The sequence below is a fragment of the Lichenicola cladoniae genome (assembly GCF_013201075.1).
In the GTDB taxonomy this organism is placed as follows: domain Bacteria; phylum Pseudomonadota; class Alphaproteobacteria; order Acetobacterales; family Acetobacteraceae; genus Lichenicola; species Lichenicola cladoniae.
Window position 1 is genome coordinate 439,887 of sequence record NZ_CP053708.1, and the last position, 23,626, is coordinate 463,512.

At 66.5% G+C, this 23,626-nt stretch carries 21 protein-coding genes and 1 riboswitch; of the genes, 17 read left to right on the plus strand and 4 right to left on the minus strand.

The features are described 5' to 3' along the window. Positions 1-337: 337 nt before the first annotated feature. The gene (locus HN018_RS01855; RefSeq protein ID WP_239478942.1) at positions 338-526 is read right to left on the minus strand and encodes an entericidin; all 189 of its coding nucleotides are present in this window, start codon (positions 524-526) and stop codon (positions 338-340) included. 266 nt (positions 527-792) lie between these two features. Between HN018_RS01855 and HN018_RS01860 the strand changes: the two genes are divergently transcribed. The 8 genes from HN018_RS01860 to HN018_RS01895 all read left to right on the plus strand — a co-directional run bounded on the left by HN018_RS01860 (position 793) and on the right by HN018_RS01895 (position 10,598). After that, a complete protein-coding gene (locus HN018_RS01860) occupies positions 793-1,818 on the plus strand; it encodes an iron ABC transporter substrate-binding protein (protein WP_171836109.1) in 1,026 nt (341 codons plus the stop codon). Positions 1,819-1,848: 30 nt separating this feature from the next. Beyond that, positions 1,849-3,444, plus strand: coding sequence for an ABC transporter permease (locus HN018_RS01865; RefSeq protein WP_171836108.1), 1,596 nt, complete (start codon positions 1,849-1,851; stop codon positions 3,442-3,444). Between the two features lie 8 nt (positions 3,445-3,452). After that, on the plus strand, positions 3,453-4,505 hold the full coding sequence (locus HN018_RS01870) for an ABC transporter ATP-binding protein (protein WP_171836107.1): 1,053 nt from the start codon (positions 3,453-3,455) through the stop codon (positions 4,503-4,505). Between the two features lie 308 nt (positions 4,506-4,813). Further along, complete coding sequence (locus HN018_RS01875) at positions 4,814-6,175, plus strand: sensor histidine kinase (RefSeq protein WP_171836106.1); 1,362 nt, start codon at positions 4,814-4,816, stop codon at positions 6,173-6,175. Between the two features lie 34 nt (positions 6,176-6,209). Further along, positions 6,210-6,611 (plus strand): response regulator, encoded by a 402-nt coding sequence (locus HN018_RS01880; RefSeq protein ID WP_204259639.1) that lies wholly within the window; start codon positions 6,210-6,212, stop codon positions 6,609-6,611. A 102-nt stretch (positions 6,612-6,713) separates the two neighbouring features. Beyond that, on the plus strand, positions 6,714-7,496 hold the full coding sequence (locus tag HN018_RS01885) for a hypothetical protein (protein WP_171836105.1): 783 nt from the start codon (positions 6,714-6,716) through the stop codon (positions 7,494-7,496). A gap of 25 nt (positions 7,497-7,521) precedes the next feature. Further along, positions 7,522-8,283, plus strand: coding sequence for a DUF72 domain-containing protein (locus tag HN018_RS01890; protein ID WP_171836104.1), 762 nt, complete (start codon positions 7,522-7,524; stop codon positions 8,281-8,283). A 146-nt stretch (positions 8,284-8,429) separates the two neighbouring features. Continuing rightward, positions 8,430-10,598, plus strand: coding sequence for a TonB-dependent receptor (locus HN018_RS01895; RefSeq protein ID WP_171836103.1), 2,169 nt, complete (start codon positions 8,430-8,432; stop codon positions 10,596-10,598). 112 nt (positions 10,599-10,710) lie between these two features. Here HN018_RS01895 and HN018_RS01900 read toward each other — a convergent pair whose 3' ends face one another. Further along, positions 10,711-11,817 carry an LLM class flavin-dependent oxidoreductase gene (locus tag HN018_RS01900; RefSeq protein ID WP_171836102.1) on the minus strand — a complete coding sequence of 369 codons (1,107 nt, stop codon included), beginning with the start codon at positions 11,815-11,817 and terminating at the stop codon, positions 10,711-10,713. A 192-nt stretch (positions 11,818-12,009) separates the two neighbouring features. Next, positions 12,010-12,633 (minus strand): riboflavin synthase subunit alpha, encoded by a 624-nt coding sequence (locus HN018_RS01905; RefSeq protein ID WP_171836101.1) that lies wholly within the window; start codon positions 12,631-12,633, stop codon positions 12,010-12,012. A 307-nt stretch (positions 12,634-12,940) separates the two neighbouring features. After that, positions 12,941-13,108, plus strand: a riboswitch (FMN riboswitch). A gap of 85 nt (positions 13,109-13,193) precedes the next feature. Between HN018_RS01905 and ribD the strand changes: the two genes are divergently transcribed. The 6 genes from ribD (at position 13,194) to HN018_RS01935 (ending at position 17,247) form a co-directional block, all read left to right on the plus strand. Further along, positions 13,194-14,291 carry a bifunctional diaminohydroxyphosphoribosylaminopyrimidine deaminase/5-amino-6-(5-phosphoribosylamino)uracil reductase RibD gene (gene ribD, locus HN018_RS01910; protein ID WP_171836192.1) on the plus strand — a complete coding sequence of 366 codons (1,098 nt, stop codon included), beginning with the start codon at positions 13,194-13,196 and terminating at the stop codon, positions 14,289-14,291. Then, positions 14,288-15,565, plus strand: a complete 1,278-nt coding sequence (gene ribB / locus HN018_RS01915) for a 3,4-dihydroxy-2-butanone-4-phosphate synthase (RefSeq protein WP_275434167.1) — start codon at positions 14,288-14,290, stop codon at positions 15,563-15,565. Before ribD ends, ribB begins: the two co-directional genes overlap by 4 nt. 10 nt (positions 15,566-15,575) lie before the next feature. Next, positions 15,576-16,058, plus strand: a complete 483-nt coding sequence (gene ribH / locus HN018_RS01920; protein ID WP_171836100.1) for a 6,7-dimethyl-8-ribityllumazine synthase — start codon at positions 15,576-15,578, stop codon at positions 16,056-16,058. 125 nt (positions 16,059-16,183) lie between these two features. Further along, positions 16,184-16,327, plus strand: a complete 144-nt coding sequence (locus tag HN018_RS01925) for a hypothetical protein (protein ID WP_171836099.1) — start codon at positions 16,184-16,186, stop codon at positions 16,325-16,327. 177 nt (positions 16,328-16,504) lie between these two features. Further along, a complete protein-coding gene (locus HN018_RS01930) occupies positions 16,505-16,741 on the plus strand; it encodes a hypothetical protein (protein WP_171836098.1) in 237 nt (78 codons plus the stop codon). Beyond that, a complete protein-coding gene (locus tag HN018_RS01935; protein ID WP_275434318.1) occupies positions 16,738-17,247 on the plus strand; it encodes a GGDEF domain-containing protein in 510 nt (169 codons plus the stop codon). The genes HN018_RS01930 and HN018_RS01935 overlap by 4 nt, the downstream gene beginning before the upstream one ends. A gap of 22 nt (positions 17,248-17,269) precedes the next feature. Here the strand turns inward: HN018_RS01935 and HN018_RS01940 are convergent, their stop codons facing one another. Then, a complete protein-coding gene (locus tag HN018_RS01940) occupies positions 17,270-18,892 on the minus strand; it encodes a S53 family peptidase (protein WP_171836097.1) in 1,623 nt (540 codons plus the stop codon). Positions 18,893-19,198: 306 nt separating this feature from the next. On the opposite strand from HN018_RS01940, the gene HN018_RS01945 reads away from it, so the two are divergent. The 3 genes from HN018_RS01945 (at position 19,199) to HN018_RS01955 (ending at position 23,537) form a co-directional block, all read left to right on the plus strand. Continuing rightward, a complete protein-coding gene (locus HN018_RS01945) occupies positions 19,199-20,437 on the plus strand; it encodes an MFS transporter (protein WP_171836096.1) in 1,239 nt (412 codons plus the stop codon). Between the two features lie 139 nt (positions 20,438-20,576). Then, positions 20,577-22,286, plus strand: a complete 1,710-nt coding sequence (gene treF / locus HN018_RS01950; protein WP_171836095.1) for an alpha,alpha-trehalase TreF — start codon at positions 20,577-20,579, stop codon at positions 22,284-22,286. A gap of 141 nt (positions 22,287-22,427) precedes the next feature. Beyond that, a complete protein-coding gene (locus tag HN018_RS01955; RefSeq protein WP_171836094.1) occupies positions 22,428-23,537 on the plus strand; it encodes a YihY/virulence factor BrkB family protein in 1,110 nt (369 codons plus the stop codon). The last annotated feature ends 89 nt before the right edge of the window (positions 23,538-23,626 follow it).

A 23,626-nucleotide genomic window follows, 5' to 3' on the forward strand; every position in this document is an offset into this window, starting at 1 on the left:
CCTGTTCAAGATCAGGACGAGCCGGTGCCGGGATTCGTGGTCGACGATGAGGTGTGAGGCGATTTTCGGTTCTGTTGTCTGGGCACGACGGGCCTGACCTGAACACGTTGCGTCGCGCGCAGCGGCTTGTAGTTCTCAGTCGCGTTGTTCTCGCCGAACTGGCCGTGATTGCCAGGCAGTTGATGGCCCGAACTCTGGGCTGGACGTCGCATTGTCAGCTCCGGTGTTTGTGGTTCCCCCACGCACTACCATGCGCCTGACTGCCGCTCGGTTCCAGCCTTTCAGCAGATACCAGGCCCGAATTCCGCCGGAGCTTCGGCTCCGGCGGAGAACAGGATTAGTGGGTGGCGAGACCGGTGTTGCTGGTCACGGCATTCTGGGTGGCGCCTGCGCCTTTCGAGACGTCGTGTCCGACGGCAGCGGCGTCCTGGCCCATGCCACTGACGGTGTTGCAGGCGGACAAGCCAACTGTAGCCGCCATCAGGAACCCGACAGTGGCAATGACGCGGGAGGGAACGGAAATCATCTTCTTCATCTCCAGGAGGTTTCGCCCACAACGGACGGTGGCGTCAAACGGTTGCACTCTAATGTCACTCTCGCAGTTCCTTGTGGCGATCCTGCCACTCCCGCCGGCTCATGGCGGATGCACGGTGACGAGTCTGCCTGATCAATAACCGAACGAAACAACGTTGCCGGCAGTCTGGTTTGACGCGCGTTCCGCTTGAAGTTAAGAACAAGTCGCAATTCGATCCACGCCGTGTTCGTCGCGGCCCGTTCATAGGACCAGGTTCCATGCGTCTACCGTCGACCAAGGCCTCCTCACCGCTCATGTGCGCCTTGCTGGCATCGATAGCCCTCGGCACGCTCGGCGGCGGAGTTGCCCTGGCCGAGACGCTCACGCTCTACAGCGCGCAGCACGAGCAGATGGTCAACCAGATCACCGATGCCTTCACCAAGCAGACCGGCATCAAGGTCCGTACCCGCTTCGGCGAGGCGCCCGAGATCGCCAGCCAGATCGTGCAGGAGGGCAAGGCCTCGCCGGCCGATATCTACTTTACCGAGAACTCGCCCGAACTGGTGCTGCTCGATGGAAAGAACCTGCTGTCGCCTGTCGATGCCACAACGCTCGCCGACATGCCGAGCCGCTATAATGCGGAGACCGGGCACTGGCTCGGTGTGCTCGTGCGCGAGAACGTGCTGGCGTTCAACCCATCGATGATCGCTGCCGACAAGCTGCCGGTCTCTCTGCTCGATCTGGCTCGTCCGGCCTGGAAAGGCCGTGTCGCGATCGCGCCGGCGGACGCCGACTTCCTGCCCCTGGTCGAGGCCATCGTGAAGCTGAAGAACCGTGCCACCGCCCTGGCCTGGCTCAAGGCGCTCAAGGTCAACGCCCAGGTGTTCGACGATGACGAGGCCGTGGTCGCCGCCGTCGATCGTGGCGCAGTGGCGACCGGGATCATCAACAACTACTACTGGGCGCGCCTGCACCAGGAGAAGGGTGCGGCTACCAAGAGCGAGATCCATCACTTCGCCGGCGGCGATGTCGGTGCGCTGATCAACGTGTCCGGCGCGGCCGTACTCAAGACCTCGAAGCACCAGGCAGCTTCCCAGAAGTTCCTGGCGTTCCTGATCAGCAAGCCGATCCAGACCATGCTCGGCAGCGGCAATGTCGATTTCGAATATCCGCTGGCCAAGGGCGTGAAGGCAAACCCGATCCTGAAGCCGTTCGACCAGCTCCAGCCGCCCGCCATCTCGATTAAGGATCTCGGCGACGACCAGGATGCGGCGCTGCTGCTGCGTGAGGCCGGCCTGCTCTAGACAGCGGTCCGACCCGGCACGTCGGGCACGATGCATCGACTTATCCTTGGCGCGGCACTGCGGCGGCGGCGGCAGGGCCTTCGTCGCGCACCGGCGCTGCTTCTGGCCTGCGCCACCGTCGGTGCTCTGCTCGTCCTGCTGCCGCTGGCGGTCACGGTGCTGGAAGCAACCGGCGTCGCGGGGTCCGAAGCGGTCTCGCTCCTGTGGCGACCGCTGGTCGGCGAGCTGCTGCTCAACACGATCGGGCTCGTGTTTGCGTCGGTGGTGGTCACGTCGGTGGTCGGCGTGACCTGCGCCTGGCTGGTCGAGCGCACCGACCTGCCGGGACGGCGTGCCTTCGCGGTGCTGGCGGCGGTGCCGCTGGCGATCCCGCCCTTCATCACCAGCTACGCCTGGGTGTCGCTCAGCTCGAACCTGCAGGATTTCACCGGCGCGCTTCTGGTAGTGGGGTCGGCCTACATGCCGCTGGTCTATCTTCCGGTCGCCGCCGCGCTGCGCGGCATGGACCCGGCGATCGAGGAGAGTGGCCGCGTGCTGGGCCTGGGTCCCTGGCGCTGCTTCATCCGCCTGGTCATGCCGCAGCTGCGGCCGGCGCTGCTTGGCGGCATGCTGCTGGTGGCCCTGAACGTGCTGGTGGAGTTCGGTGCCTTCGCGCTGCTCCGCTACCGGACCTTCACCACCCAGCTCTACGCCCAATATCGGACCGGCCTGGCCGGTCCCAGTTCGGCGTTGCTGGCGACGGTCCTGATCCTGCTGTGCCTGCTGTGCCTCGCGCTGGAGCTGAAGGTGCGCGGTGGCAGCACCTACGCATCGCTCACCCGCGGCGCACGCCGGTCGCCATCCCGCTACCATCTGGGGTGGACCATGCTGCCGGCCTTGCTGTTCTTCGTGGCGCTGGCCTTCGCCACGATCGGTGTGCCGCTCGGCATGATCGTGTTCTGGCTGACCCAGCATAATTCGGCAGCAACCTCGGCTGCCGGCGTCTCCTGGCCGTTGCTGCTGCAGGCGACCGCCGGCTCGCTGTCGCTGGCCCTGGCGGGAGCGGCGCTGACCCTCCTCCTCGCATTGCCGCTCGGCTTCCTGTCGGTGCGCTATCCCGGCCGTGCCGCGACCGTTCTGGAACGCATCGCCTATCTCGGCCAGGGCGTGCCGGGGATCGTGGTGGCGCTGGCGCTGGTGACGCTGGCGATCAACCTGCTGCAACCGCTGTATCAGAGCGCGCCGCTGCTGGTCGTGGCCTACGCGATCCTGTTCCTGCCGCTGGCGCTGGTCAGCGTAAGGGCGGCATTCACCCAGGCGCAATCCAGGCTGGAGGATGCCGGCCGGGTGCTCGGGCTCGGACCGTTCGCTGTGGCCCGGCGTATCGTGCTGCCGCTGGCCGCACCCGGCCTCGGGGCGGCCGGCGCGCTGGTGTTCGTGGCGATCGTCACCGAGCTGACCACCACCCTGCTGCTATCGCCGATCGGCACCCAGACCCTGGCGACGCAGGTCTGGGCCGACACCACCACGCTCGCCTTCGCGGCCGCGGCACCCTATGCGGCGACGATGGTGGCACTCTCGCTGATCTCGACCTGGATCCTGGCGCGTCGGTTCGGCAGAAGTGCCGGCATTATCCCGGTGGGATAGGGTCGCCCATGTCCGCGCTCGCGATCCGGGGCCTGTCCAAATCGTTCGGCGACGTGCCGGTTCTGCACCAGCTCGAGCTCGAGGTGGAGCAGGGCAGCCTGGTTGCCATCCTGGGTGCATCCGGTGGCGGCAAGACCACGCTGCTGCGGCTGATCTGCGGCTTCGAGCGCCAGGATGCAGGCACCATCTCGATCGGCGGCCAGTTGGCGTCCGGCCCGGATCTGCATCGCCGGCCGGAGCAGCGGCTCATCGGCTATGTGGCGCAGGACGGCGCCTTGTTCCCGCATCTGTCGGTGGGCCGCAACATCCTGTTCGGGCTCGACCGGAACGCCCGTCGCGAACACCGCCGGGCCGAGGCGCTGCTCGAGCTGGTGGGCCTGCCGATTTCCTATGCCGCGCGGCCGCCGCAGGAATTGTCCGGTGGCGAGCAGCAGCGGGTGGCACTGGCCCGGGCGCTGGCGCCGGCACCCAGCCTGGTCCTGCTCGACGAACCGTTCTCGGCGCTCGATGCCGCCTTGAGGGCCGGCACCCGGCGCGCGGTCGCCGATGCGCTGTCCCGCGCCGGTGCCACCGCGCTGCTGGTGACGCACGACCAGTCCGAGGCGCTGTCGATGGGCGACCGGGTCGGCGTGCTGCGACACGGGCGACTTGTGCAGATTGCTGCCCCGTCCGAGCTCTATTGCCATCCGGTCGACGCCGAACTGGCTCGTTTCGTTGGCGAAGCCGTGCTGATGGAGGGTCATGTCACCGGACCCAGTGTCGCGTGCGCGCTCGGTCGCCTGGTCCTGGCTTCGGCCACGCCGGATGGCCCGGTCATGGTCATGGTGCGGCCGGAACAGATCGTCGTCGGCCCGCTATCCGGTTCCGGCTGCGACGCACGCATCGCGTCGGTTTCCTATTACGGTCACGATGCCAGCCTCGGCCTCGTGCTGCCGATGCTAGAGACGCCGTTGCTGGCCCGGGTCGGCGGTGCGCAGGCGCTGTCATTCCGGGATGGCGATGCGGTGCGCCTGTCGGTCGAGGGTACGGTGGTGGCGTTCCCGCGAACCCCTGGACAGTGATGGTCCGGTACTCCGGCGCTTGGTCGGTCCGGAACGCTGCTTGAAGTCATCACGAAATAATTGATCCGGTCGTTCAAGTCGTCATGAACCGGCTCAAGATCTCCGGCCGAACAGGTGATGTAATTCCCATCATCGTGATGACGGCATCTGGTTGTAGGGGGCCGTTCTGCGGCTACAGTGCGCCGACGCCAGGCCCATCGCATCTGGAGCGCTCCCTTTGGCGCTCACGCCGGTTCGAAGGCACCGCTGCGCCGGAGACGCCACGAAACCAGCGATCAGGTGAACGAACCAGGATGCGGCCTCCCGATATGCGCGAATCGTTCGAGTGCGTTGCCGACAGCGTCACTGCGTTTGCGATCTTCACACAGGACCGGGCCGGCATCGTCACAAGCTGGAATATGGGTGCCGAGCGCCTAACCGGCTATCGGGATGCGGAAATCCTGGGCCGGATCTCGAACGTGATCTTCACGCCGGAAGATAATGCTGCCGGCATACCGGAGGCCGAGCGGGCCCAGGCCATGCTGGACGGGCGGGCCGAGGATGAGCGCTGGCATTTGCGCAAGAACGGCTCGCGCTTCTGGGGATCAGGGCTGCTGATCCCGCTCGCCGGTCCGGATGCCGGCTTCGTCAAGATCCTGCGCGATCTGACCGAGCGGCACGTCACGGCAAAGCGGCTGCGCGAGAACGAGGAATTGTTCCGCGTGCTTGCGACCAACGTGCCGCAACTGGTGTTCCGAACCCGGACAACGGGCGATCGCACCTGGGGCAGCCCGCAATGGATCGAGTTTACCGGACTGGACCTCGAGCACAGCCTGAAGTTCGGCTGGCTGAGCGCGATTCACCCGGACGATCGCGAGGCGACGGTCGCCGCCTGGAGTGCAGCGCAGGAAGGCGGCGACTACAGTATCGAGCACCGTATTCGCCGGGCAGTCGACGGTGCGTATCGCTGGCACCAGACCCGAGCGAGGCAGATCGAAAGTGGCGATGCCGTCGCCGGTGAAATGGTCGGCACGTCCACCGATATCCACGATATGCGGAACCTCCGCGAGCGGCAGGAAATTCTGCTGGCCGAGCTTCAGCATCGCACGCGCAACCTGCTGGCCGTGGTGCGCTCGATCGCCGGGCAGACGCTGCGTGCGAGCGCCTCGCTTCAGGAATTCGATGCCGAATTCGGCGAGAGGCTGGCAGCGCTCGGTCGGGTGCAGGGCCTGCTTGCGCGGACCGACCATCAGGCCCTGGACCTGGGCACGTTGGTCGAAGCCGAACTCGCGGCTCATGCCGATGGCCGCCGGGCCGCGGACAAGGTACATATCGAGGGGCCCCCGGCGGTCGTGTCGGCCGGAGCGGCGCAGGCGCTCACACTGGCCCTGCACGAGCTTGCCACCAATGCGGTGAAGTATGGCGCGCTGGGGCAGCCATCGGGACAGCTCTCGGTCACATGGCGCACGGAGGGAGTCGACGCGAAACGGATCGTGCTCGACTGGCGCGAGAGCGGCGTCGTCATGCCGGCCGGCGAGCCACGAAGGAAAGGTTATGGCAGCGAATTGATCGAGCGCGCGCTGCCCTACCAGTTGCGGGCCCACACGAGACTGCAGTTTGGCCCGGACGGCGTTCACTGCCATATCTCTGTACCGGTTGCAGCGACCGGGACGGGGGCGGGCCTTGACTGAACCGGCAAGCTCACTCCTTTCGGGTCGCCGGCTGATGGTCGTCGAGGACGACTACCTGGTCGCTATCGAGGTCGCCGGCGCGCTCGAGGATTGCGGCGCCCAGATCGTGGGAATGGCGGGCTCCATCAAGGATGCGCAGGCGCTGATCGCCGCCGAACATCATCGGCTGGACGGCGCGGTGCTCGACGTGAACCTCGACGGCGACCGTGTCTATCCGGTTGCCGACACGCTGATGGAACTGGGGATTCCGTTCGTTTTCGCCACCGGCTATGATTTGTGGATCATCCCCGACACCTATGCCGCCATTCCCCGGTGCGAGAAGCCGATCCGCGTGGCGGCCCTGACGCGCCTGCTTGCCGCGCAGATCGCCAAATCACACCTGCCCGTGGCGCGATCGACCCTGCCTCCGATCACATCGGGCACGGAGAGGGTCTGACAGCGACACCGGGCGCCACGACCGCCGGGAACACCCGACCGGGTTGCACATCGAAACATCGCGCCGATTGCCTGCGTGCCGGGCGGCTTCTACAGCATCTCCATGTCGTCACGCCTCACCCCGTTCGCGGGCCGCCGCCGCGTTGCGCAGGCGGCCATACTAGCGCTCGTCCTTCTTGAAACCACCGCCAATACCGCAAGCGATCCGGCCTGGGGCCAGACACCCTCGACCAGCCAGGCCCCGGCAGGGGGCGTGACCCTGAGCGTTCCGGTCGAGGGCGGTTACGATTTCCATTCGTCCGGTCCGCCATCGCCGGCAAGTCGGCTCAGGAATGCACCGCTGCCCGATCCGTCGACCGTTCCCAAGGTCGACAACAGCCTGCATGACCCCAATACCGGTGCCGACACCACCGCGTTCGGCAGCGCCTACTCCTATCCCAATCCGAATTTTGGCACCGCTGCGGGTGAAAACTCGGTCGGCAATGCCGCCAGCAAATCGGCCAACGTGCCACAGCGGACCGGCTTCGGGCTCGTGCTGTTCGAGTGGGGCTATCCGCCGAAGCCGATGCCGAAGGTGCCCGGCGAGGACCTTACCGCGGCACCGCCGCCGGTTCCCCTGATGCGGCTGGCCGTGCAGGCGAACGACGAGACCGTGCTCGATCCGAAGTCGCTTTGGGTCGTCCAGCGGGCGGTGCAGGCCTACGGCCGCGTCGGCCTCATCGAGATCGCCATCGAACTGCCGGCGGACCGGCCCGGCTGCTGCAAGCGCTTCCCCGACCTGCTGAGGACGGAGCTGATCCGAAGCGGCCTGGGTCCCGGTACGCGCGGAATGCTGGATGGCCACAGGATCAGGCTGGTGCTGGCGGGGCTGCCCGGATCAAGATGAGTTCGAACGCGAAGCGAGGCCCGGTATGGCGAAGAATGCGAACAAGGCCGGCACGGTCCGGACCGGCATTGGTGGCTGGGTCTATCCGGCGTGGCGGGAGACCTTCTACCCGCCCTCGGTGAAGCCCGCCGAGCAGCTTGCCTATGCGTCCTCGAACCTCGCCACGATCGAGATCAACGGGACGTTCTACCGGACCCAGACACCTGCGAGCTTCGCGAAATGGCGGGATGAAACACCGGACGGGTTCTTGTTCTCGGTGAAGGCGGCGCGCGGTGCGGCGCAGCGCAAGGACCCGGCCGAGGCCGCGCCCTCGATCACCCGGTTCCTGGAGTCGGGCCTTACCGAACTGGGCGACAAGCTTGGCCCGATCCTGTGGCAGCTGCCGCCCACGCGGGTTTTCGATGCTGGGGTCGTCGCGCAGTATCTCGATCTGTTGCCGGAAACGCTCGGCGGGCTGCGTCTGCGCCACGTGATCGAGGCGCAGCACGCGAGCTTCGCGTCGCCCGAGGCGCTGGCACTTCTGACCGAGCGGGGTATCGCGCGCGCGATGGTCGAGACGAGCAAGAGCGACCTGGTCGAGGCCATCACCGCCGGGTTCGTCTATCTGCGGCTGGAACGCACCGAGGATGCCGAGCCGGCCGGTTACGCGCCGGCCGACCTGGATCGCTGGGCCAGCCGCCTGGCCGACTTCTCCGCCGATGGGCGCGACGTGTTCGCCTATGTCATTTCCGGCGCCAAGCATCGCGCACCGGCTGCCGCGATGGCGCTCGCGGAGCGGCTCGCCTGACGACCTCGCGTAATCGGCGTGGCGACGACCGACGATAACCGGTCCCGGCGCCGATCGGTCGCGCATGTCGAAACCCCGCGCAAAATGCGGCGGAATCATCAAACCATCACATGGCGAACCATCGGCTCCGGGATAAAGCCTCGGCGATGCAGACCTCGCTCCTGGCCGCCGGCATCCTCCTGACGACCATCGGGACGGCCGCGCTGCAGCTTTCCCCCGCCTCTGCCGATGAACCCACCGAAATCGTCATGGTGCACCCGGACGATGCCGGCGCTGCGGCCATCGATGTCCCGAGCATGCAGAAGGCGGATGCGAGCGAACCCGCTTCCGTGGTCGGCCGCGCGGCGCTCGATCGCTACGTCGCCCCGACCGGCAACTACGCCGATGCGGTCCGGCTGACGCCTTCGGTCATGGATGTCTCCCCCAATGGTCCCGGACTCGGAGAGGCGCAGATCCTGACGATACGCGGTTTTACCGACGGCCAGTACAACGTGACCTACGACGGCATCCCGTTCGCCGACAGCGACGATTTCACCCATCATAGTTCGGCCTATTTCACGATGCGCGACTTATCCAGCGTCACGGTCGATCGCGGGCCGGGCGATGCCGCGACGATCGGCGATGCGACGTTCGGCGGCACCGTCGCGCTCCGCTCGCTGGGCACGTCCGGCCCAGGCACGATCGCGCCCGCCGGGTCCCTCGGATCTTTCGCTACACGGACCGGCGGCCTGTTGCTGAAGTCGGGAGCGGGGAGCCTGCCTGGCGGCGCGTCGGGCGTGTTCGATGTCGAGGCAGTGCAGAGCAAGGGTGCGCTCGACGGCGCTGCGCAACGGCGCGCCACCGTGTTCGGGAAGCTCGTCGTGCCGCTGGCGCCATCGGTCACGCTGACGCTCGTCGGCAATGCCGGCCGTACGGTCCAGAACGAGCCGCCCGGTGCGACGCGCGAGCAGATCGCGGTATTCGGGCCGGCTACGGCGCTGAACGACGATCCGCGGTCGCAGGCCTATGGGGGCTATAGCGGCTCGGCGTATCGCACCGACATGTCCTATGCGGCACTCGATGTCGCGCTGCCGGACGGGTCCACCCTGACCGATACGCTCTACAGCTACGGTCTCGACCGACATCTCGGCCATGGGCTCGATCCGAACGGCGAGACGCCGAACGGCACCGCGCTCGGGATCGACCACGTGCCCGGGCAGATGGGCCGCATCGGGTTGCGTGCCTGGGGCGACGTGCTCCATGCGACCAGGAGGCTTTCGACCGGCCTGTCGCTGGATGCGGGTGCCTGGATCGAGCGGCAGACCAATGCCCGCAGTCTGGTCGAGGTCGACGAGACCGAAGGCGGCGCGCTCAACCCGGTGCTGGCGGTCGTTCGGGGTGTGCCGGGTTCGGGCGCGATCGACCGGATGCAGCGGGAAACGCTTCTCACGCTGCAACCCTATGCCCAGCTCGACTGGCAGGTGCGCCGATGGCTCGACATCACGGCCGGCCTCAAAGGCGCATGGTTCGATCGTGATATTGCGGCAGACGTCATGCAGGGTACCCGCCAGCCGACCCGGGTCGACCGTGCGTTCGGTGCGGTCCTGCCATCCGTCACCGCACGGGCTCGCCTCGACCCGGAACTGAGCCTTTACGCGCAGGTGGCAAGGGGATTCCTGGCGCCGCAACTCCAGCTGTTCGATGTCAGCAACCCGCGGACGGCGGCTATATCGCCGGAGAATACCTGGAATTTCCAGGTCGGCGCGACGTGGTCCGGACCGGGACTGGCGATCGCGGCCGACCTCTACGAGATCGTTTTCGACAATGCCGTGGGCGTACGGACTGTGGGCGGAGAGAGCGAGGATTTCGCGGAAGGGCGCATCGTCTATCGCGGCATCGAGGCGGAGGGCTCCCGTCAGCTCGGGTTCGGACTGAGCCTGTATGGAAGCGGTTCGCTCAACCAGGCACATCAATCTGCGAGCGCCGGCGGTGTCTCGGGTCCGGCGCCGACGACACCCCAGGCAACGCTTGCCGCCGGATTGACCTATGCCCGCAACGGGGTGAGCGCGTCGGTCATCGATCGCTGGGTCGGCGGCTCCTATGGCGATGTCGGGCGTGCGCAATGGATCGACCCCACCAACCAGCTCGATATTTCCGCCGCCACGACCCTGGCTCGCCGGGGTGCCGCACCGATCGAGATCAAGGCACAGATTTTCAACCTGCTCGACAGCCGCAGGATCAATGGTCTGGCGGGCTACACTGTCGCCGCCAACATGCCGTTGTTCTGGACGCAGCCCGAACGCTCGATATTCCTAGGTGCCGGAGTCAAGTTCTAGAACGGAATTGCTTCGAAGATCGGAGACCGAAGAAGGGATCTTATTAAACTGCCGACCATTCCGATCATGTAATCGAACGACAGGGTGCAGGGGGGGCGCATCAGGCTTCCAGTCATTGACCGAACCGGGCATGCAGCGCCGGCAGGATCGTGGCGCCGAAGCGGGCGAGCCCGTCCAGGTAGTCCGGAAAGATCAGCATCATGCCGTCCAGGTCGCAATGCTCGATCAGCTCGGTCATACGGCGGGTGATCGTCTCAGGGCTGCCCGCGGCATGCGGCGCGGTGATGCCGGTGCGGGCCCGCGCGGTGAACGCGTTCTCGCGGCCGATCTCGGCGTCGATCATGCCGTAGGAGCGCATCATCCCGTAGAATGCTTCTTCGTCGAAGCCGTCGCGGAACCGGGCGATGGTCGCCTCCGCTTCGGCATCGCTATCCTCGATCACCAGGATCAGCATGGCGTAGGTGCGCAGCCGGCGGCCGGCTTCATGCGCCATTTCCTTGGCGCGCAGGCTGGTCGCGCGGAGCTCGTCATCGTCGCGGCCGCCGATGAAGATCGCATCGGTTTCCTCGATCGCGAACCGCATGCCGCGCTCGGACATTCCGGCGGCTACGATGAACGGCCGTGGCGACTGCACCGGCTTTGGATCGGAGTGGCAATCCTCGAGATTGAAGTACCGCCCGCGTTGCGTCGTCGAAGGCTGGGTCCACAGGCTCTTGACCGCCCGCAGCCATTCGCTGGCAAGCTCGTAGCGGTCGTCATGATTCACGTTATCGGGCCAGGCGCCCATCTGCGCGAACTCGCCCTTGAAGGCGCCCGGAACCACGTTGAGCCCGGCGCGGCCATGGCTCACCTGGTCGAGGGTCGCAATCATCTTGGCGGCAACCGCGGGGTTCTGCAGCAGGGTGTGGAAGGTGGTCCAGATTTTTACCCGGCTGGTCTGTGCCGCAAGCGCCGACATCAGCACCGTGCTGTCGAGGGAGGTGCGCCAATGATCGGTCCTGCCGCCGTAGCCACGAAACTTCGCCATCGACATGACGAAGTCGAGGCCGATCGCTTCGGCCAGCAATGCGGCCCTGCGGTTGTATTCGTACGATCCGTCGATGACCGGCGTGGTGGAGGACAGGATCCACCCACCGTTGGCAACCGGCAGGAACAGGCCGAAATCCTTCGCCCCCGTATCGGAGGGCAGTCCGAACCGGGTCGGCTGGGGGATGTTCATGGCGCGCGGGTCCCGTGATGCTCGCGAAGAGTCGGCGTGATTTCGGCCTGCTGGTCGACATTCCGACATATCTAGCGTGGACAGGCCATCGTCACCGATCCCGGCCGCGACGAGACCCGTTCGGTCCGTAGAGCAGCAGGAACCGCCGGGAGGCCGTCCGGGACTGTGCCAGGCGCGCGAAAGAGCGGTTCGTCAGCTGCGCTGGAGCGACTGGCGGATGCACCGCTCGATCGTGTCGACCATGATCTGGGTCTGCAGTTCGATCTCGTAGTTGATGCGATCGCCCACCCGGTAGTCGGCCAGGCTGGTTTGGCGCACCGTCTCCGGGATCAGGTTGATCTTCACTTCGCCGGTGGCCTCGTCAGCCTCGGCAACCGTCAGGCTGCAGCCGTTAAGCGCCAGGTAACCCCGCACGAACACGTATTTGCGGTGCGCCTCCGGGATCGCGACCCGCAGATACAGCGCCCCGGTGCCGGTATTGATGCCGGTAATCGGAGCGGTGCCGGTGATATGGCCGGTTACCGCATGGCCGCCATTCTCCTCGCCACTCTTCAGCGAGCGTTCGACGTTGACCCGGCTGCCGACGGCGCGGTCACCCAGGTTGGTGATCGCCATGGTGCCGTCGGAGACGTCGAACGAAACCAGGTCATGGTCGATGGTGACCGCACTCAGGCAGACCCCGTCGATGTTGACGCTGGCGCCGAGCTTCAATCCCTCAAGCAACGGCTCGGGCAGGCGCAGCACGTAGCTGGTGCTGCCGTCGCCGGGCGTACGCTCCATCACCGGAACCACGGCCTGTGAAATCCCGCTATACATCCGGCCTGCTCTCCACCATCGCGGCTAAATCCGGTCCGTCCGCATACGAACATGCGCCATCGGCCTGCACCCGACAGGACATGGTGGCGCCGGCACCGATCCGCCAGCGGTCGACCTTGTCGCCTTGCAGGCCCGACAGGCACGCGCGCCCGGATCATTGTCAGGGACGCCACGCCGTCCGCGACCGCTGCCGCAGCGAGATCGTCCCGTTGGAGAGGCTGATCCCGGTCCCGCGGTCCCAGCGCCTACACGCGGGAGTAGGTGGCCCACTTGGCGATCGGCGCCGGACTATCCATAATCGCACCAGAGATGTTCTCAGGGCGGGGTGAAATTCCCCACCGGCGGTATTTGAAGGCAGGCGGTCTGACCGTTTGTTTCATCAGCCCGCGAGCGCCTGCTGGGCTACGCAGCAGGGTCGAGCAGATCCGGTGAGATCCCGGAGCCGACGGTATAGTCCGGATGGGAGAGAACGCTGACGAGACTGCCGTTCCGGCAACGGAGTGGCATGACCGGAAAGCTGTGCCCTGAGTCACGTCCGTCAGGACGGGATTCGATTGATTATGCTTGCGGCGCCGCTGTCACGACCTCCACCGCTAGGCCCGGGTTCGGATGCCTCGCAACGACCACCTGGAGTCGAAGCCGGCTTCCGGGCGGCGATAGAGGCGGCGTGCGCGTTCATCGGTGCCACCACGCCCAATCCGCCGGTCGGCTGCGCCATCCTGGATGCGACCGGCCGCGTCCTGGTGGCAGCCGCACATCAGCGTGCCGGCGGTTCCCATGCCGAGGCCCAGGCGCTGCGCCTGCTCGAACAGGCCGGCCTGACGGCGCAGGCGGCCGCGCTCGTTGTCACGCTCGAGCCCTGCAATCATACCGGCCGCACCGGTCCATGCACCGAGGCCATCCTCGCCAGCCCGGTCCGCACCGTCTGGATCGGCAGCGCCGACCCCAATCCGTTGGTGACCGGCCATGGTGCCGAACGGCTGCGCGATGCCGGCATCGCCGTCCACATGCTGAACGGTCCGGACGATGCGCTGTCCCGTGCCTGCCAGGCCCTCATCGCGCCGTTCCGGTGCCGTGCGATCACCGGCCACCCCTGGATCACCGTCAAGCAGGCGCTCGACGCGTCGGGAAGCATGATCCCTCCGCGCGGCGCCAGCACCTTCACCTCGTCGGCCTCGCTGCGTCTGGCGCATCGGCTGCGTCGCTGCACCGATGCGATCATCACCGGCACCGGCACCATCCTCGCCGACGATCCATCCTTTACCGTTCGCCATCTGCCCGACCACCCCGGCCGGCGCCGGATCCTGGCGATACTCGGGCGCGGCGACCGGGTGTCCGCCGAGACCATCCAGGCGGCCGGCGCGCGTGGCTTCGACGTGCGGTCGATCCGCTCGCTCGATGAAGTGCTGCCGACGCTGGGCGAGGCCGGCGTGATGTGGGCGATGGTCGAGGCCGGCCCATCCGTGCTGGCCAGCCTGCGCGAAGCCGGGCTCTGGGACGACTGGCTGACGATCACCCAGGCGGACCCGACCCGGCATGATCCGGTCGACCGGCTCGATGTCAGCCTGTCGCCCCGGCGGGCAGGCGAGGTGTCGCCGCTGTCGCTGCTGCCCGAGCTTTCAGATACTTCGAACACCCAGTGGGATGATGACGCATGACCTCGAAACCCCTGACACCGTCCATCGAAGCGGCCATCGAGGCGCTGCGTGCCGGCCGCATGGTCATCATGACCGACGACCTGGATCGCGAGAACGAGGGCGACCTGGTCATCGCGGCGGAGTTCGCGACCCCGGAGGCCATCAACTTCATGGTCACCCATGCCCGCGGACTGGTCTGCCTGGCGCTCGAAGAGGCTCGGGTCGAGCAGCTTGCCCTGCCGATGATGGTCGTCGACAACCGGGCGCCCCGGACCACCGCCTTCACCGTCTCGATCGAAGCCACCGAAGGCGTCACCACCGGCATCTCCGCGCATGACCGCGCCCGCACCATCCAGGCGGCGGTCGCAGCCGAGGCCGTGCCGGGCGACCTGATCTCGCCCGGTCACGTGTTCCCGTTGCGCGCCGTGAAGGGGGGGGTGCTGGCCCGGACCGGCCACACCGAGGGCTCGATCGACCTGGCGCGCCTGGCAGGATTGCGGCCGGCGGCGGTGATCTGCGAGGTCATGAGCGCCGGCGGCGACATGGCGCGGATGCCCGAGCTACGCGCGTTCGGCATCGAGCATGGCATGCCGATCGTGACCATCGCCGAACTCGTCGAATATCTGTCCGAGCCGGTCGTTACCCATATCGCCACCACCAGCCTGCCGGTCGGGTCGTTCGGGACCGATGGTACCGCCGTCTTCGAGATGCATGCGTTCCGCGATACGGCCGGCGCCGAGCATCTGGCGCTGGTCAAGGGCAATCCCGGCCAGGCTCCGGCCACTCGCCCGCCGCTGGTCCGGCTGCACTCCGAGTGCGTGACCGGCGACGTGTTCGGCTCGCTCCGGTGTGACTGCGGATCGCAACTGCATGCGGCGATGGACCGCATCTCCAGCGCCGACTCCGGCGTGCTGGTCTATCTGCGCGACCAGGAAGGCCGGGGCATCGGCCTCGCCAACAAGGTCCGTGCCTATGAGCTGCAGGATCAGGGCCTGGACACGATCGAGGCCAACCATCGGCTGGGCTTCGCGGCCGACGCACGCGACTGGACGGTCGCCGCCGCGATCCTGCGTCACCTCGGGGTGCAGACGCTGGCCCTGCTGACCAACAACCCTGCCAAGATCACCGCTCTCGAGGAACGCGGCTTCACCGTCGCCGCAAGTCCGTCGCTCGAAACCGCGCCCACCGCCTACAACCAGGCCTATCTGCGGACCAAGCGCGACCGGATGGGACACACACTGCATGCGGAGATGTCATCCGCTGCACAGAACGACCTCCCGCACGCAGCCGAATAGAGTCCGCGCCATGAGCACCAATGCCCCCGCCGCCCTGCCTGATTTCCGGTTCGCCACCCCACCGCGGATCGCCCTCGTGGTCAGTCGGTTCAACGAAGACATCACCGGCGGCCTCCGCAAGGGCGCGCTGGAATGGCTCGGCGAGCATGCGATCAGCGTCGCCGACGCCGACCTGATCGCCGCTCCTGGCGCGTTCGAGCTGCCCTTGATCGCCCAGGCGCTGGCCCGGACCGGCCGCTACCACGGGGTGATCTGCCTCGGCTGCGTCATCAAGGGCGACACCGCGCATTTCGAATTCATCAGCCTGGGCGCAGCAACCGGTCTGATGCAGGCCTCGCTGGCAACCGGCGTGCCTATCGCGTTCGGCATCCTCACCACCTACACCGAGGAGCAGGCCATCGTCCGCTCACGCCCCGATGCCCACAACAAGGGACGCGAGGCCGCCGCCGCCTGCGTCGAGAGCATCGCCATCCTGCAAGCGATCGCTTCTTGATATAACAACAGAAAATCGAGACGGAGCGCACTTTCCAACCTACCCGGCGTTATCCCTGCATCGTAAGGAGTTCTTCGCCGAAATTGTTCGGCGGAATCCCGGGCGCGATGGGGAAGGGCGGTTCGATGGTCGACGAAATCCTGACCTTTGCCGTCGCGCATTACGTGCTGTTCGGTCTGATCGCGTTATCCGCCGGGATCGGCCTCAACCTACTCGTGAGCTGCGGTCCGGACCTGATCGAGGCGATCCGCCATCCGCGACTGCACTGAGTGGTGATCCGGCCAGTTTTTCACGCTTCGGCTTGCTTATAATTTGGCCAGTATCTCATTAACCTGCCCAACGCTGAATTCTCTTGAGCGCAGTTCATCACCGTTGCAAACACCGCCATCGCCGACATCTCGAGCGACCGTCTTCTGACGCATCGTCTCGAGCTCGAAAGTAGTTTGATGCTGGCGAGGCACCTCCCTCGCCAGGCCCGTTATCTTGCCGAGACCATGCTGACGATCGGGAACCGCATCGGCAACCACGAAAGCGTCGTGGGTGGATACCTCACGCTTTCGATGGTTCATGAACAGATCGGCGCATTCGAGCAGGCTCTCGGCTGCTTCAGGCAGTATCATGTCTTGCAGGCGCAGTTCGCCGCCGAGATCGTGAAATCGTTCGAACTGCTGGAGCGGCGCTGACCGAGGACACGCCGCGCGACGCACTGATCGGTATCGGCAACCGCCGTCACCTCGATGACAGCTTGCGGACTCTCGGTATGCTGGACAGCCGGGAATACGTGATCGTCATGATCGACTTGGACCATTTCAAATCGATCAACGACCGCTTTTTCCATGTCGTCGGCAACAAGGTTCTGGTCAGGATCGCACAGGAGATTGTCGCGGGCAGCCGGCCCGGCGATCTGGCGGCGCGCTACAGTGGCGAGGAGTTCGTCCTGGTGATGTCCGACATCGACGACACGGCAGCCCGGACCGTCTGCGACCGGATCTGCCGCGCCATCCATGTCATCGATTGGAGCTTCTATTCATCGGACCTTACGCTGACCGCGAGCCTTGGCTTGGCGTCCTCCACCGAGGTATCCGGCGGTCCGCTCGACGTTCTGTCTCTTGCCGACCGCTACCTCTACCTCGCCAAGCAGGCCGGCCGGGATTGCGTCATGGGAGCCGACCCGCGACCTGCGTCGTGACCCGGCCCCGGCGCCCGAGGCCTCAGACGGTCGCGGTTGCAGTTCGTGCGGTCAGTGCGGCAAACAATGCCTTGCCGTCCGGCCGGCCGAGCCCGGTGCAGGCGTTCCAGACCGGACCGGCCGCGTAGCCGAGCGCCGAGCCCTCGGGCTTGTTGTCGCCTGTGGTGATCTCCACCGTCAGCGCCTTGCCTGCCTTCACCTGCGGATACAGGAAGTCCGGCAGGAAGCCGACCGGCACCCTCGCCTTCTGGTTGATCAGCGCGGTCAGTCCGGCCCAGAGCGGAGCCACCGCGCTGGTGCCGCCGACCACCTCTTTTTTGCCGCCGACCACCACCAGGTAGCCGCTGCCGGGTGCCGCATCGCCGGCCACGTCCGGGACGCCGCGCCCCTTGCGCCCGCCATTCACGCTGGCGGGAAGGGCGATCCCGGCCTGGAAGGTGGGGATGTCGAACAGGTCGCTGATGCCGCCACCGGTTCCGCCGCCGCCGGCCGCGCCGTCGTTCCACACCACCTCGCTGCTGACCGCGCTGCCGCTGACGTCGATGTGGGTGCCGCCGCAGCCGATCGCGTATGGCGAGGATGCCGGGAAATCGACATGCGCCTTGCCGTCATCGACCCCGTCGGTCGCCAGGCTATCGCCGGACGCGACATAGACCGAGATACCGAGCCCGCTCGCGTCCTGCAGCACCGAATTCATGGTGGCGACCGACTGCGAGGTCCAGCTGCTTTCGGGCCCGCCCCACGAGATCGAGATCACCGACGGCTTGTTGGTGGTGTCGTGCACCGCCTGGCTGATCGCGTCGGAAAACCCGGCATCGGTGTTGGGTGCGAAATAGACCGCGAGTTCGGCGCCCGGGGCCAGACCGCCGGCGACCTGGATATCGAGCGCCACCTCGCCATCCGCATCGGAGCCGGTGGTGTTGAGGCCGCCATCGACCGAGACCGCGATCACCCGCGGCACCTTCAGCCCCATCGCCTTGAACGCGGCGGTATTATCCGATGCGCTGAAGCCGCCGCCGAGCTCGATCAGCGCAATGGTCACGCCGGTGCCGTCCACCCCGGTCGGAAAATCGTACAGCACCGCGAGCTTGTTCGGCTCCAGCCCGTTCGGCTGCGCCTGATGCGGACGCACGATCCTTGTGTGCGCGACGGCACGGCTGTCCAGCCCCAGCACGGATTCGACCAGCGCATGCAGATGCTCGGGAAGCTGGATATCGCCGTCATGGCCACGGAACTCGGTGCTGCCGTTCCGGTACAGCGACAGCTTGGTGCCGAACGCCGCCTCGATCGCCGAGGGGCTGCCGGCGACCCTGATCAGCCGTCTGGCTGGAGCCAGCAGGGTCACGGTCAGGCCGTGCAAGGTCGCATAGTCCGACACCTCCCGCATGTCGCCGCGGTAGAGCTCGGTGCGCGCATCGGACAGCGCGCTCCGGCGTGCGTCCGGATCGGCGATGGCGGCGAGCCTGGCGGTGATTGCTGCTTCGTCGCGCGGCTGCAGATAGATGCTGGCCTCGATAATATGGTCCGCCGGAACGTCGCCGGCGTGCTGGCTACCCTCCGGCAATGCGCGGCAACTGCCGTTTATAGTGCGGAAACCGGTCCGGGCGGCACGGCCGGTTGAAGCGGAGTGTCTGGTCTCGGTCATCGCACCCTCGGCAATCTGTCGGAAAAACCTACCGGGAAGACTGGCCTGCTCAGGCGGTTCCGTCCAGCAGCCTAGGCAGCAACATCCGTGCCTCCGCAGTGGTACCGGGTCGGAGGTTTGCCGGCTTGGCGGTGCCTGGCTGCTGTGGGGATACGGGATCAGCCTCAGCATCGCGCTGCTGATGCAGCACCGCCGGGGTCGGGTAACCACCGCGGCCATGGAGCCGGGCTGACGGTTGGCCCGACCTGTGCTTGTCGTCCCGGGCTGCCGTTCTCCGAAGGTCGGCGGTGCCGGGGGAAGATACTCATGGATCGCAGCTCCGACGCGTCGCGGACGGTGGTGGGTTGCCTGCTCGCCACGGTGGTGAGCAGCACGCCGGTGGTGAACGCCACCTTCGGCGTGTTCCTGGTGCCGATCTCGCGCGACTTGCACTGGCCCCGCGCACGCGTGTCGCTGGTGCTGATCATCATGGCGGTGCTCTGTGCGGCAACCTATCCGCTGGTCGGCCGGCTGGCAGACCGGATCGGCGTGCGCCGCGTGGCACTGGTGGGCAACCTGCTGTTCGCTGCCAGCGTGGCGTCGCTCTCCTTCACCGGCGGCAGCGCGTTTCGCACCTACATGCTGTTCGCTCTGCTCGGCATCGCCTCGGCGATCCCGAGCGCCATGCTCTACGCCAAGCTGGTCTCCGCGTGGTTCAGCCAGCGACGCGGCCTCCTGCTCGGCCTGGTCGGCGGCGTCGGCAATGGCGTCGGCTGCACACTGATGCCGATGCTGGCAGGTGCGGCGGTCGCCGGATGGGGCTGGCGCAATGCCTACCTGGCGCTCGGCCTCGTGGTGCTGTGCGTCGGCCTGCCGGCGATCGTGCTGCTCCTGCGCGACCCGCCGGCAGGCCCGGCCGCAACATCCGGCCCGTCGCCCGAGGCGGACGGGCTGACCCTGGCCCGATCGATGCGCACCGTGCGGTTCTGGTCGATCCTGGGGGTCATGGCGCTGGGAGCCGGATCGCTGACCGCGGTGTTCACCCATGTGGTCGCAATGCTCACCGATCGCGGCATCGGCCTGCCGATCGCCACGCTGTCGGTCGGCGTCATCGCCATGACCGGATCGTTCTGGCAACTCGTGCTCGGTACCGTGCTGGACCGCACCGGCAGCCCGCGCATCATGGCGCCGTTCTTTCTGCTGGCGGCAGCCGGGCTCGCGATCCTCGGCACCGCGATCAGTCCTGCAGCGCTGCTGGCCGGCGCGTTCCTGATCGGGCTCGGCATCGGCACCGACTATGGCGCCATCCCCTACCTGGTCGGCCGATATTTCGGACTGCGCGCGTATGGCGCGATCTGCGGCATGATCTTCGGGATCAATGTGATCGTGCTGGGCATCTCGCCGTTCCTGACCGACTTGGTCTATGACCGCACCGGCTCCTATACCCTCGCCCTCCTGGCAATCGGCGCATGCCTGGTGCTATGTGCCGCACTCTGCCTGACCTTGCCGCGCTACGGGCAGGCGCGCCGGATGCCGACGCTCCGGGTTCAGGAACTGCACTGCTGATCGGGGCCGCCATCCGAAATCCCGGTCGACAGGGCGCCATCGCCCGTCGGGGCGTGCCGGGCAATGCCGGGCCGTTTCCCGCCAAACGTGATCGCCGCGATCGCGTTCCGTCCACCGAACCATGGTTAGGAGCCCTTGTATGGCAGGCCAGGTCGCGCACCGCTTCCGCCTCTTCGCCGGTGGCTACCTGCCATACGCCGCAATCCTGTGCGTCTCCCTGCTGTGTGGCACAGCAATCGCGGAAACCGTATCGCGCGTCCCGGCGCATACCGCGACAGCGCCGGCGCCGGTCGTGCTGCAACCGCCGTCGATCCTGTTCGGCGAACTCTATCGCGAGGTCGAGATGCAGCGCGTGTTCCCCGACCAGAAGACCTTTGCCGACGCGATCCCGCGACGGGCGCCCGATGCGATCATGGCCGACTACCGTGCCGAGAGCACAAAGCCCGGCTTCACGCTGACTTCGTTCGTCGCGGCGAATTTCAGCCTGCCGCGTCTGCGACAAATCGGGTTCCGGCCGCAGGTCATGCAGCCGATCACCGACTATATATCCGAGATGTGGGCGGTGCTGACGCGCACGCCGGATGCCACGGAACCGTTCTCGTCGCTGCTGCCGCTCCGTTATCCCTATGTCGTTCCCGGCGGACGTTTCACCGAGATCTATTACTGGGACAGCTACTTCACCATGCTTGGGCTCGAGCAGGACGGCCGGCACGACATCGCCACCGACATGATCCGCAACATGGCGTCGCTGATCGACCGCTACGGCCACATCCCGAACGGCAACCGCACCTATTACCTGAGCCGGTCCGAGCCGCCCTTCTTCGCCTGCATGATCGACCTCATGGCGGTGCATGACGGCAACCAGGCCTACCTCACCTATCTGCCGGAGTTGCAGCGCGAGTACGACTACTGGATGGAAGGCGAGGCAACGTTGCGTCCGGGCGAGGCGCACCGTCATCTGGTGAGGCTCGCCGACGGCACGTTGCTCAATCGCTACTGGGACGATCGCGACGTGCCGAGGGACGAATCCTATCGCGAGGATGTCGAGACGGCCAAGGCAAGCGGACGCCCGCCTGCCGAAATTTACCGCGAGCTGCGCGCCGGCGGCGAGACCGGCTGGGACTTCAGTTCGCGCTGGCTGGGCGACGGCAAGACGCTGGCGACCATACGCGTGACCCATCTGCTGCCGATCGATCTCAACAGCCTGATCGCGCATATGGAACAGACCCTTTCCTATGCCTATGCGCTGAAGGGCGACGCGGCCGCGTCGGCCCGCTACGAGACCCGTGCGGACACGCGTATCGCCGCGATCCGGCGCCTGATGTGGGACGAGCAGTCCGGGACGTTCACCGACTATGACTGGACCCAGGCAAAACGCACCGGGCAGGTCACCGCGGCAATGACGGTGCCGCTGTTCTTCCATCTCGCCACCGCCGCGCAGGGCCGGCGAATCGCCGACCTGATCCGCGCGCAGTTGCTGAAGCCGGGCGGACTGACCACGAGCCTGGAGCGGAACGGCCAGCAATGGGACAGTCCGAATGGCTGGGCGCCGATGCAGTGGATGACGGTGATGGGCCTGCGCGGTTATGGCGAAAACGAGCTGGCGGGCATGATCGCGCAGCGCTGGATCGAGCGCGAGGTCGCGGCCTACGCGCAGTCGGGCGTACTGCTCGAGAAGTATAACGTCCGGACGGTCGAGGCCGACGCGACTGCCGGTGGAGGGGGTGAGTATCCATTGCAGGTCGGCTTCGGCTGGACCAACGGCGTGCTCGTGAGCCTGATGCATCTGTATCCGCGAAACACGCAGGCAAGTCTGGACGCGCATCCCAAGGCTGCCGTCCGACCCTGAAGGACGGCTCGCTGCGCCGTCCATGCCCACCGGTCGCGATGCGATCAACAGGTCGAAGCGATGGTGGGTTCGTCCGGGGCGCGAGAAACCCCGAAGGGCTGTTTGCGCTAGCGTACACCGCGGACGAAGGTACGGCTCTCCATGAAGCAGGCGACCCGACCGAACGTATTCCTGCTTGCCGCCCTGGCGGCTGCCGGTACCATGCTCCCGGATCAGCGGTCACGGGAGATACGGCGGACGCAATCCCAGCCTGAGCCGCTTGCAGCCCGGCCTCCACCTGGCGAGAAGAAAGCGCCGTCCGCCAACGACCCTGCTGTCGAGCAGCCCGGGGCTTCGGCCGAAAGCCCGGGCGAGATCCCGCTCAAGGGCTGGTGGAATGTGCTCAAGCGCGCGGGCGCCGGGTTCAGCGAGGACCGCGTCATGGCGGAGGCGGCCGGTGTCACCTTCTACGGTCTGCTCGCCCTGTTCCCGGCGATCGCAAGTCTGATCTCGCTGTATGGGTTGTTCAGCAATCCGGCCACCCTGAACGATCAGCTCGAGGGGCTGGGCGGGATCGTTCCCGGAGGCGGGCTTGACATCATCAAGGCACAGATCGGCGCACTGACCGCAAGCGGCCACAAGGCGCTCGGCTTCGGCGCGGTCGCCGGTGTCGCGACCTCGATCTGGAGTGCGAATGCCGGCATGAAGTCGCTCTTCGACGCGCTGAACGTGGTTTATCATGAGCATGAAAAACGCAGCTTCGTGCGGCTGACGGTGACGTCGCTGACCTTCACGCTGGGCGCCTTCGGCTTCATCATCATTGCCCTGCTCGCGGTGGTGGTGGTTCCCCTGGTGCTGAACTTCGTGGGCTTCGGTGGTGCGACAGACATGCTGCTGGACCTGGCGCGGTGGCCGTTCATGCTGATCGTGCTGATGGGCGCGCTGGCGTTGATCTATCGCTACGGTCCCAGCCGAAACAACGCGCGCTGGGCCTGGGTAAGCTGGGGAAGTGTCGCGGCCGCCATCCTATGGGTGCTCGTGTCCCTCGGCTTTTCCTACTACGTCTCCAATTTTGGCAACTACAACAAGACATACGGCTCGCTGGGCGCGGTGATCGGCTTCATGACCTGGATCTGGATATCCAGCATCGTCGTGCTCATGGGAGCCGAGCTGAACGCCGAACTCGAGCAGCAGACGGAGCGGGATACTACGGTCGGCCCCGATAAGCCGAGAGGAAGCCGTGGCGCCTACAAGGCGGACACGAAACCTTGAGTTAAGGTTTGTCGCATTCGGGAACTGTCTTCCGCCCAACGCATTCACCCGCCACGTGACGCACCTTCCATACTGGCGGTAGATCTTTG

Coding starts and splice junctions, on each gene's coding strand:
- HN018_RS01860 (WP_171836109.1), top strand. CDS start 793: ATGCGTCTACCGTCGACCAAGGCCTCCTCACCGCTCATGTGCGCCTTG.
- HN018_RS01885 (WP_171836105.1), top strand. CDS start 6,714: ATGTCGTCACGCCTCACCCCGTTCGCGGGCCGCCGCCGCGTTGCGCAG.
- ribH (WP_171836100.1), top strand. CDS start 15,576: ATGAGCACCAATGCCCCCGCCGCCCTGCCTGATTTCCGGTTCGCCACC.
- HN018_RS01880 (WP_204259639.1), top strand. CDS start 6,210: ATGGTCGTCGAGGACGACTACCTGGTCGCTATCGAGGTCGCCGGCGCG.
- HN018_RS01890 (WP_171836104.1), top strand. CDS start 7,522: ATGGCGAAGAATGCGAACAAGGCCGGCACGGTCCGGACCGGCATTGGT.
- HN018_RS01955 (WP_171836094.1), top strand. CDS start 22,428: ATGAAGCAGGCGACCCGACCGAACGTATTCCTGCTTGCCGCCCTGGCG.
- HN018_RS01865 (WP_171836108.1), top strand. CDS start 1,849: ATGCATCGACTTATCCTTGGCGCGGCACTGCGGCGGCGGCGGCAGGGC.
- ribD (WP_171836192.1), top strand. CDS start 13,194: ATGCTTGCGGCGCCGCTGTCACGACCTCCACCGCTAGGCCCGGGTTCG.
- ribB (WP_275434167.1), top strand. CDS start 14,288: ATGACCTCGAAACCCCTGACACCGTCCATCGAAGCGGCCATCGAGGCG.
- HN018_RS01895 (WP_171836103.1), top strand. CDS start 8,430: ATGCAGACCTCGCTCCTGGCCGCCGGCATCCTCCTGACGACCATCGGG.
- HN018_RS01940 (WP_171836097.1), bottom strand. CDS start 18,892: ATGACCGAGACCAGACACTCCGCTTCAACCGGCCGTGCCGCCCGGACC.
- HN018_RS01945 (WP_171836096.1), top strand. CDS start 19,199: ATGGATCGCAGCTCCGACGCGTCGCGGACGGTGGTGGGTTGCCTGCTC.
- HN018_RS01870 (WP_171836107.1), top strand. CDS start 3,453: ATGTCCGCGCTCGCGATCCGGGGCCTGTCCAAATCGTTCGGCGACGTG.
- HN018_RS01930 (WP_171836098.1), top strand. CDS start 16,505: ATGCTGGCGAGGCACCTCCCTCGCCAGGCCCGTTATCTTGCCGAGACC.
- HN018_RS01875 (WP_171836106.1), top strand. CDS start 4,814: ATGCGCGAATCGTTCGAGTGCGTTGCCGACAGCGTCACTGCGTTTGCG.
- HN018_RS01855 (WP_239478942.1), bottom strand. CDS start 526: ATGATTTCCGTTCCCTCCCGCGTCATTGCCACTGTCGGGTTCCTGATG.
- HN018_RS01905 (WP_171836101.1), bottom strand. CDS start 12,633: ATGTATAGCGGGATTTCACAGGCCGTGGTTCCGGTGATGGAGCGTACG.
- treF (WP_171836095.1), top strand. CDS start 20,577: ATGGCAGGCCAGGTCGCGCACCGCTTCCGCCTCTTCGCCGGTGGCTAC.
- HN018_RS01925 (WP_171836099.1), top strand. CDS start 16,184: ATGGTCGACGAAATCCTGACCTTTGCCGTCGCGCATTACGTGCTGTTC.
- HN018_RS01900 (WP_171836102.1), bottom strand. CDS start 11,817: ATGAACATCCCCCAGCCGACCCGGTTCGGACTGCCCTCCGATACGGGG.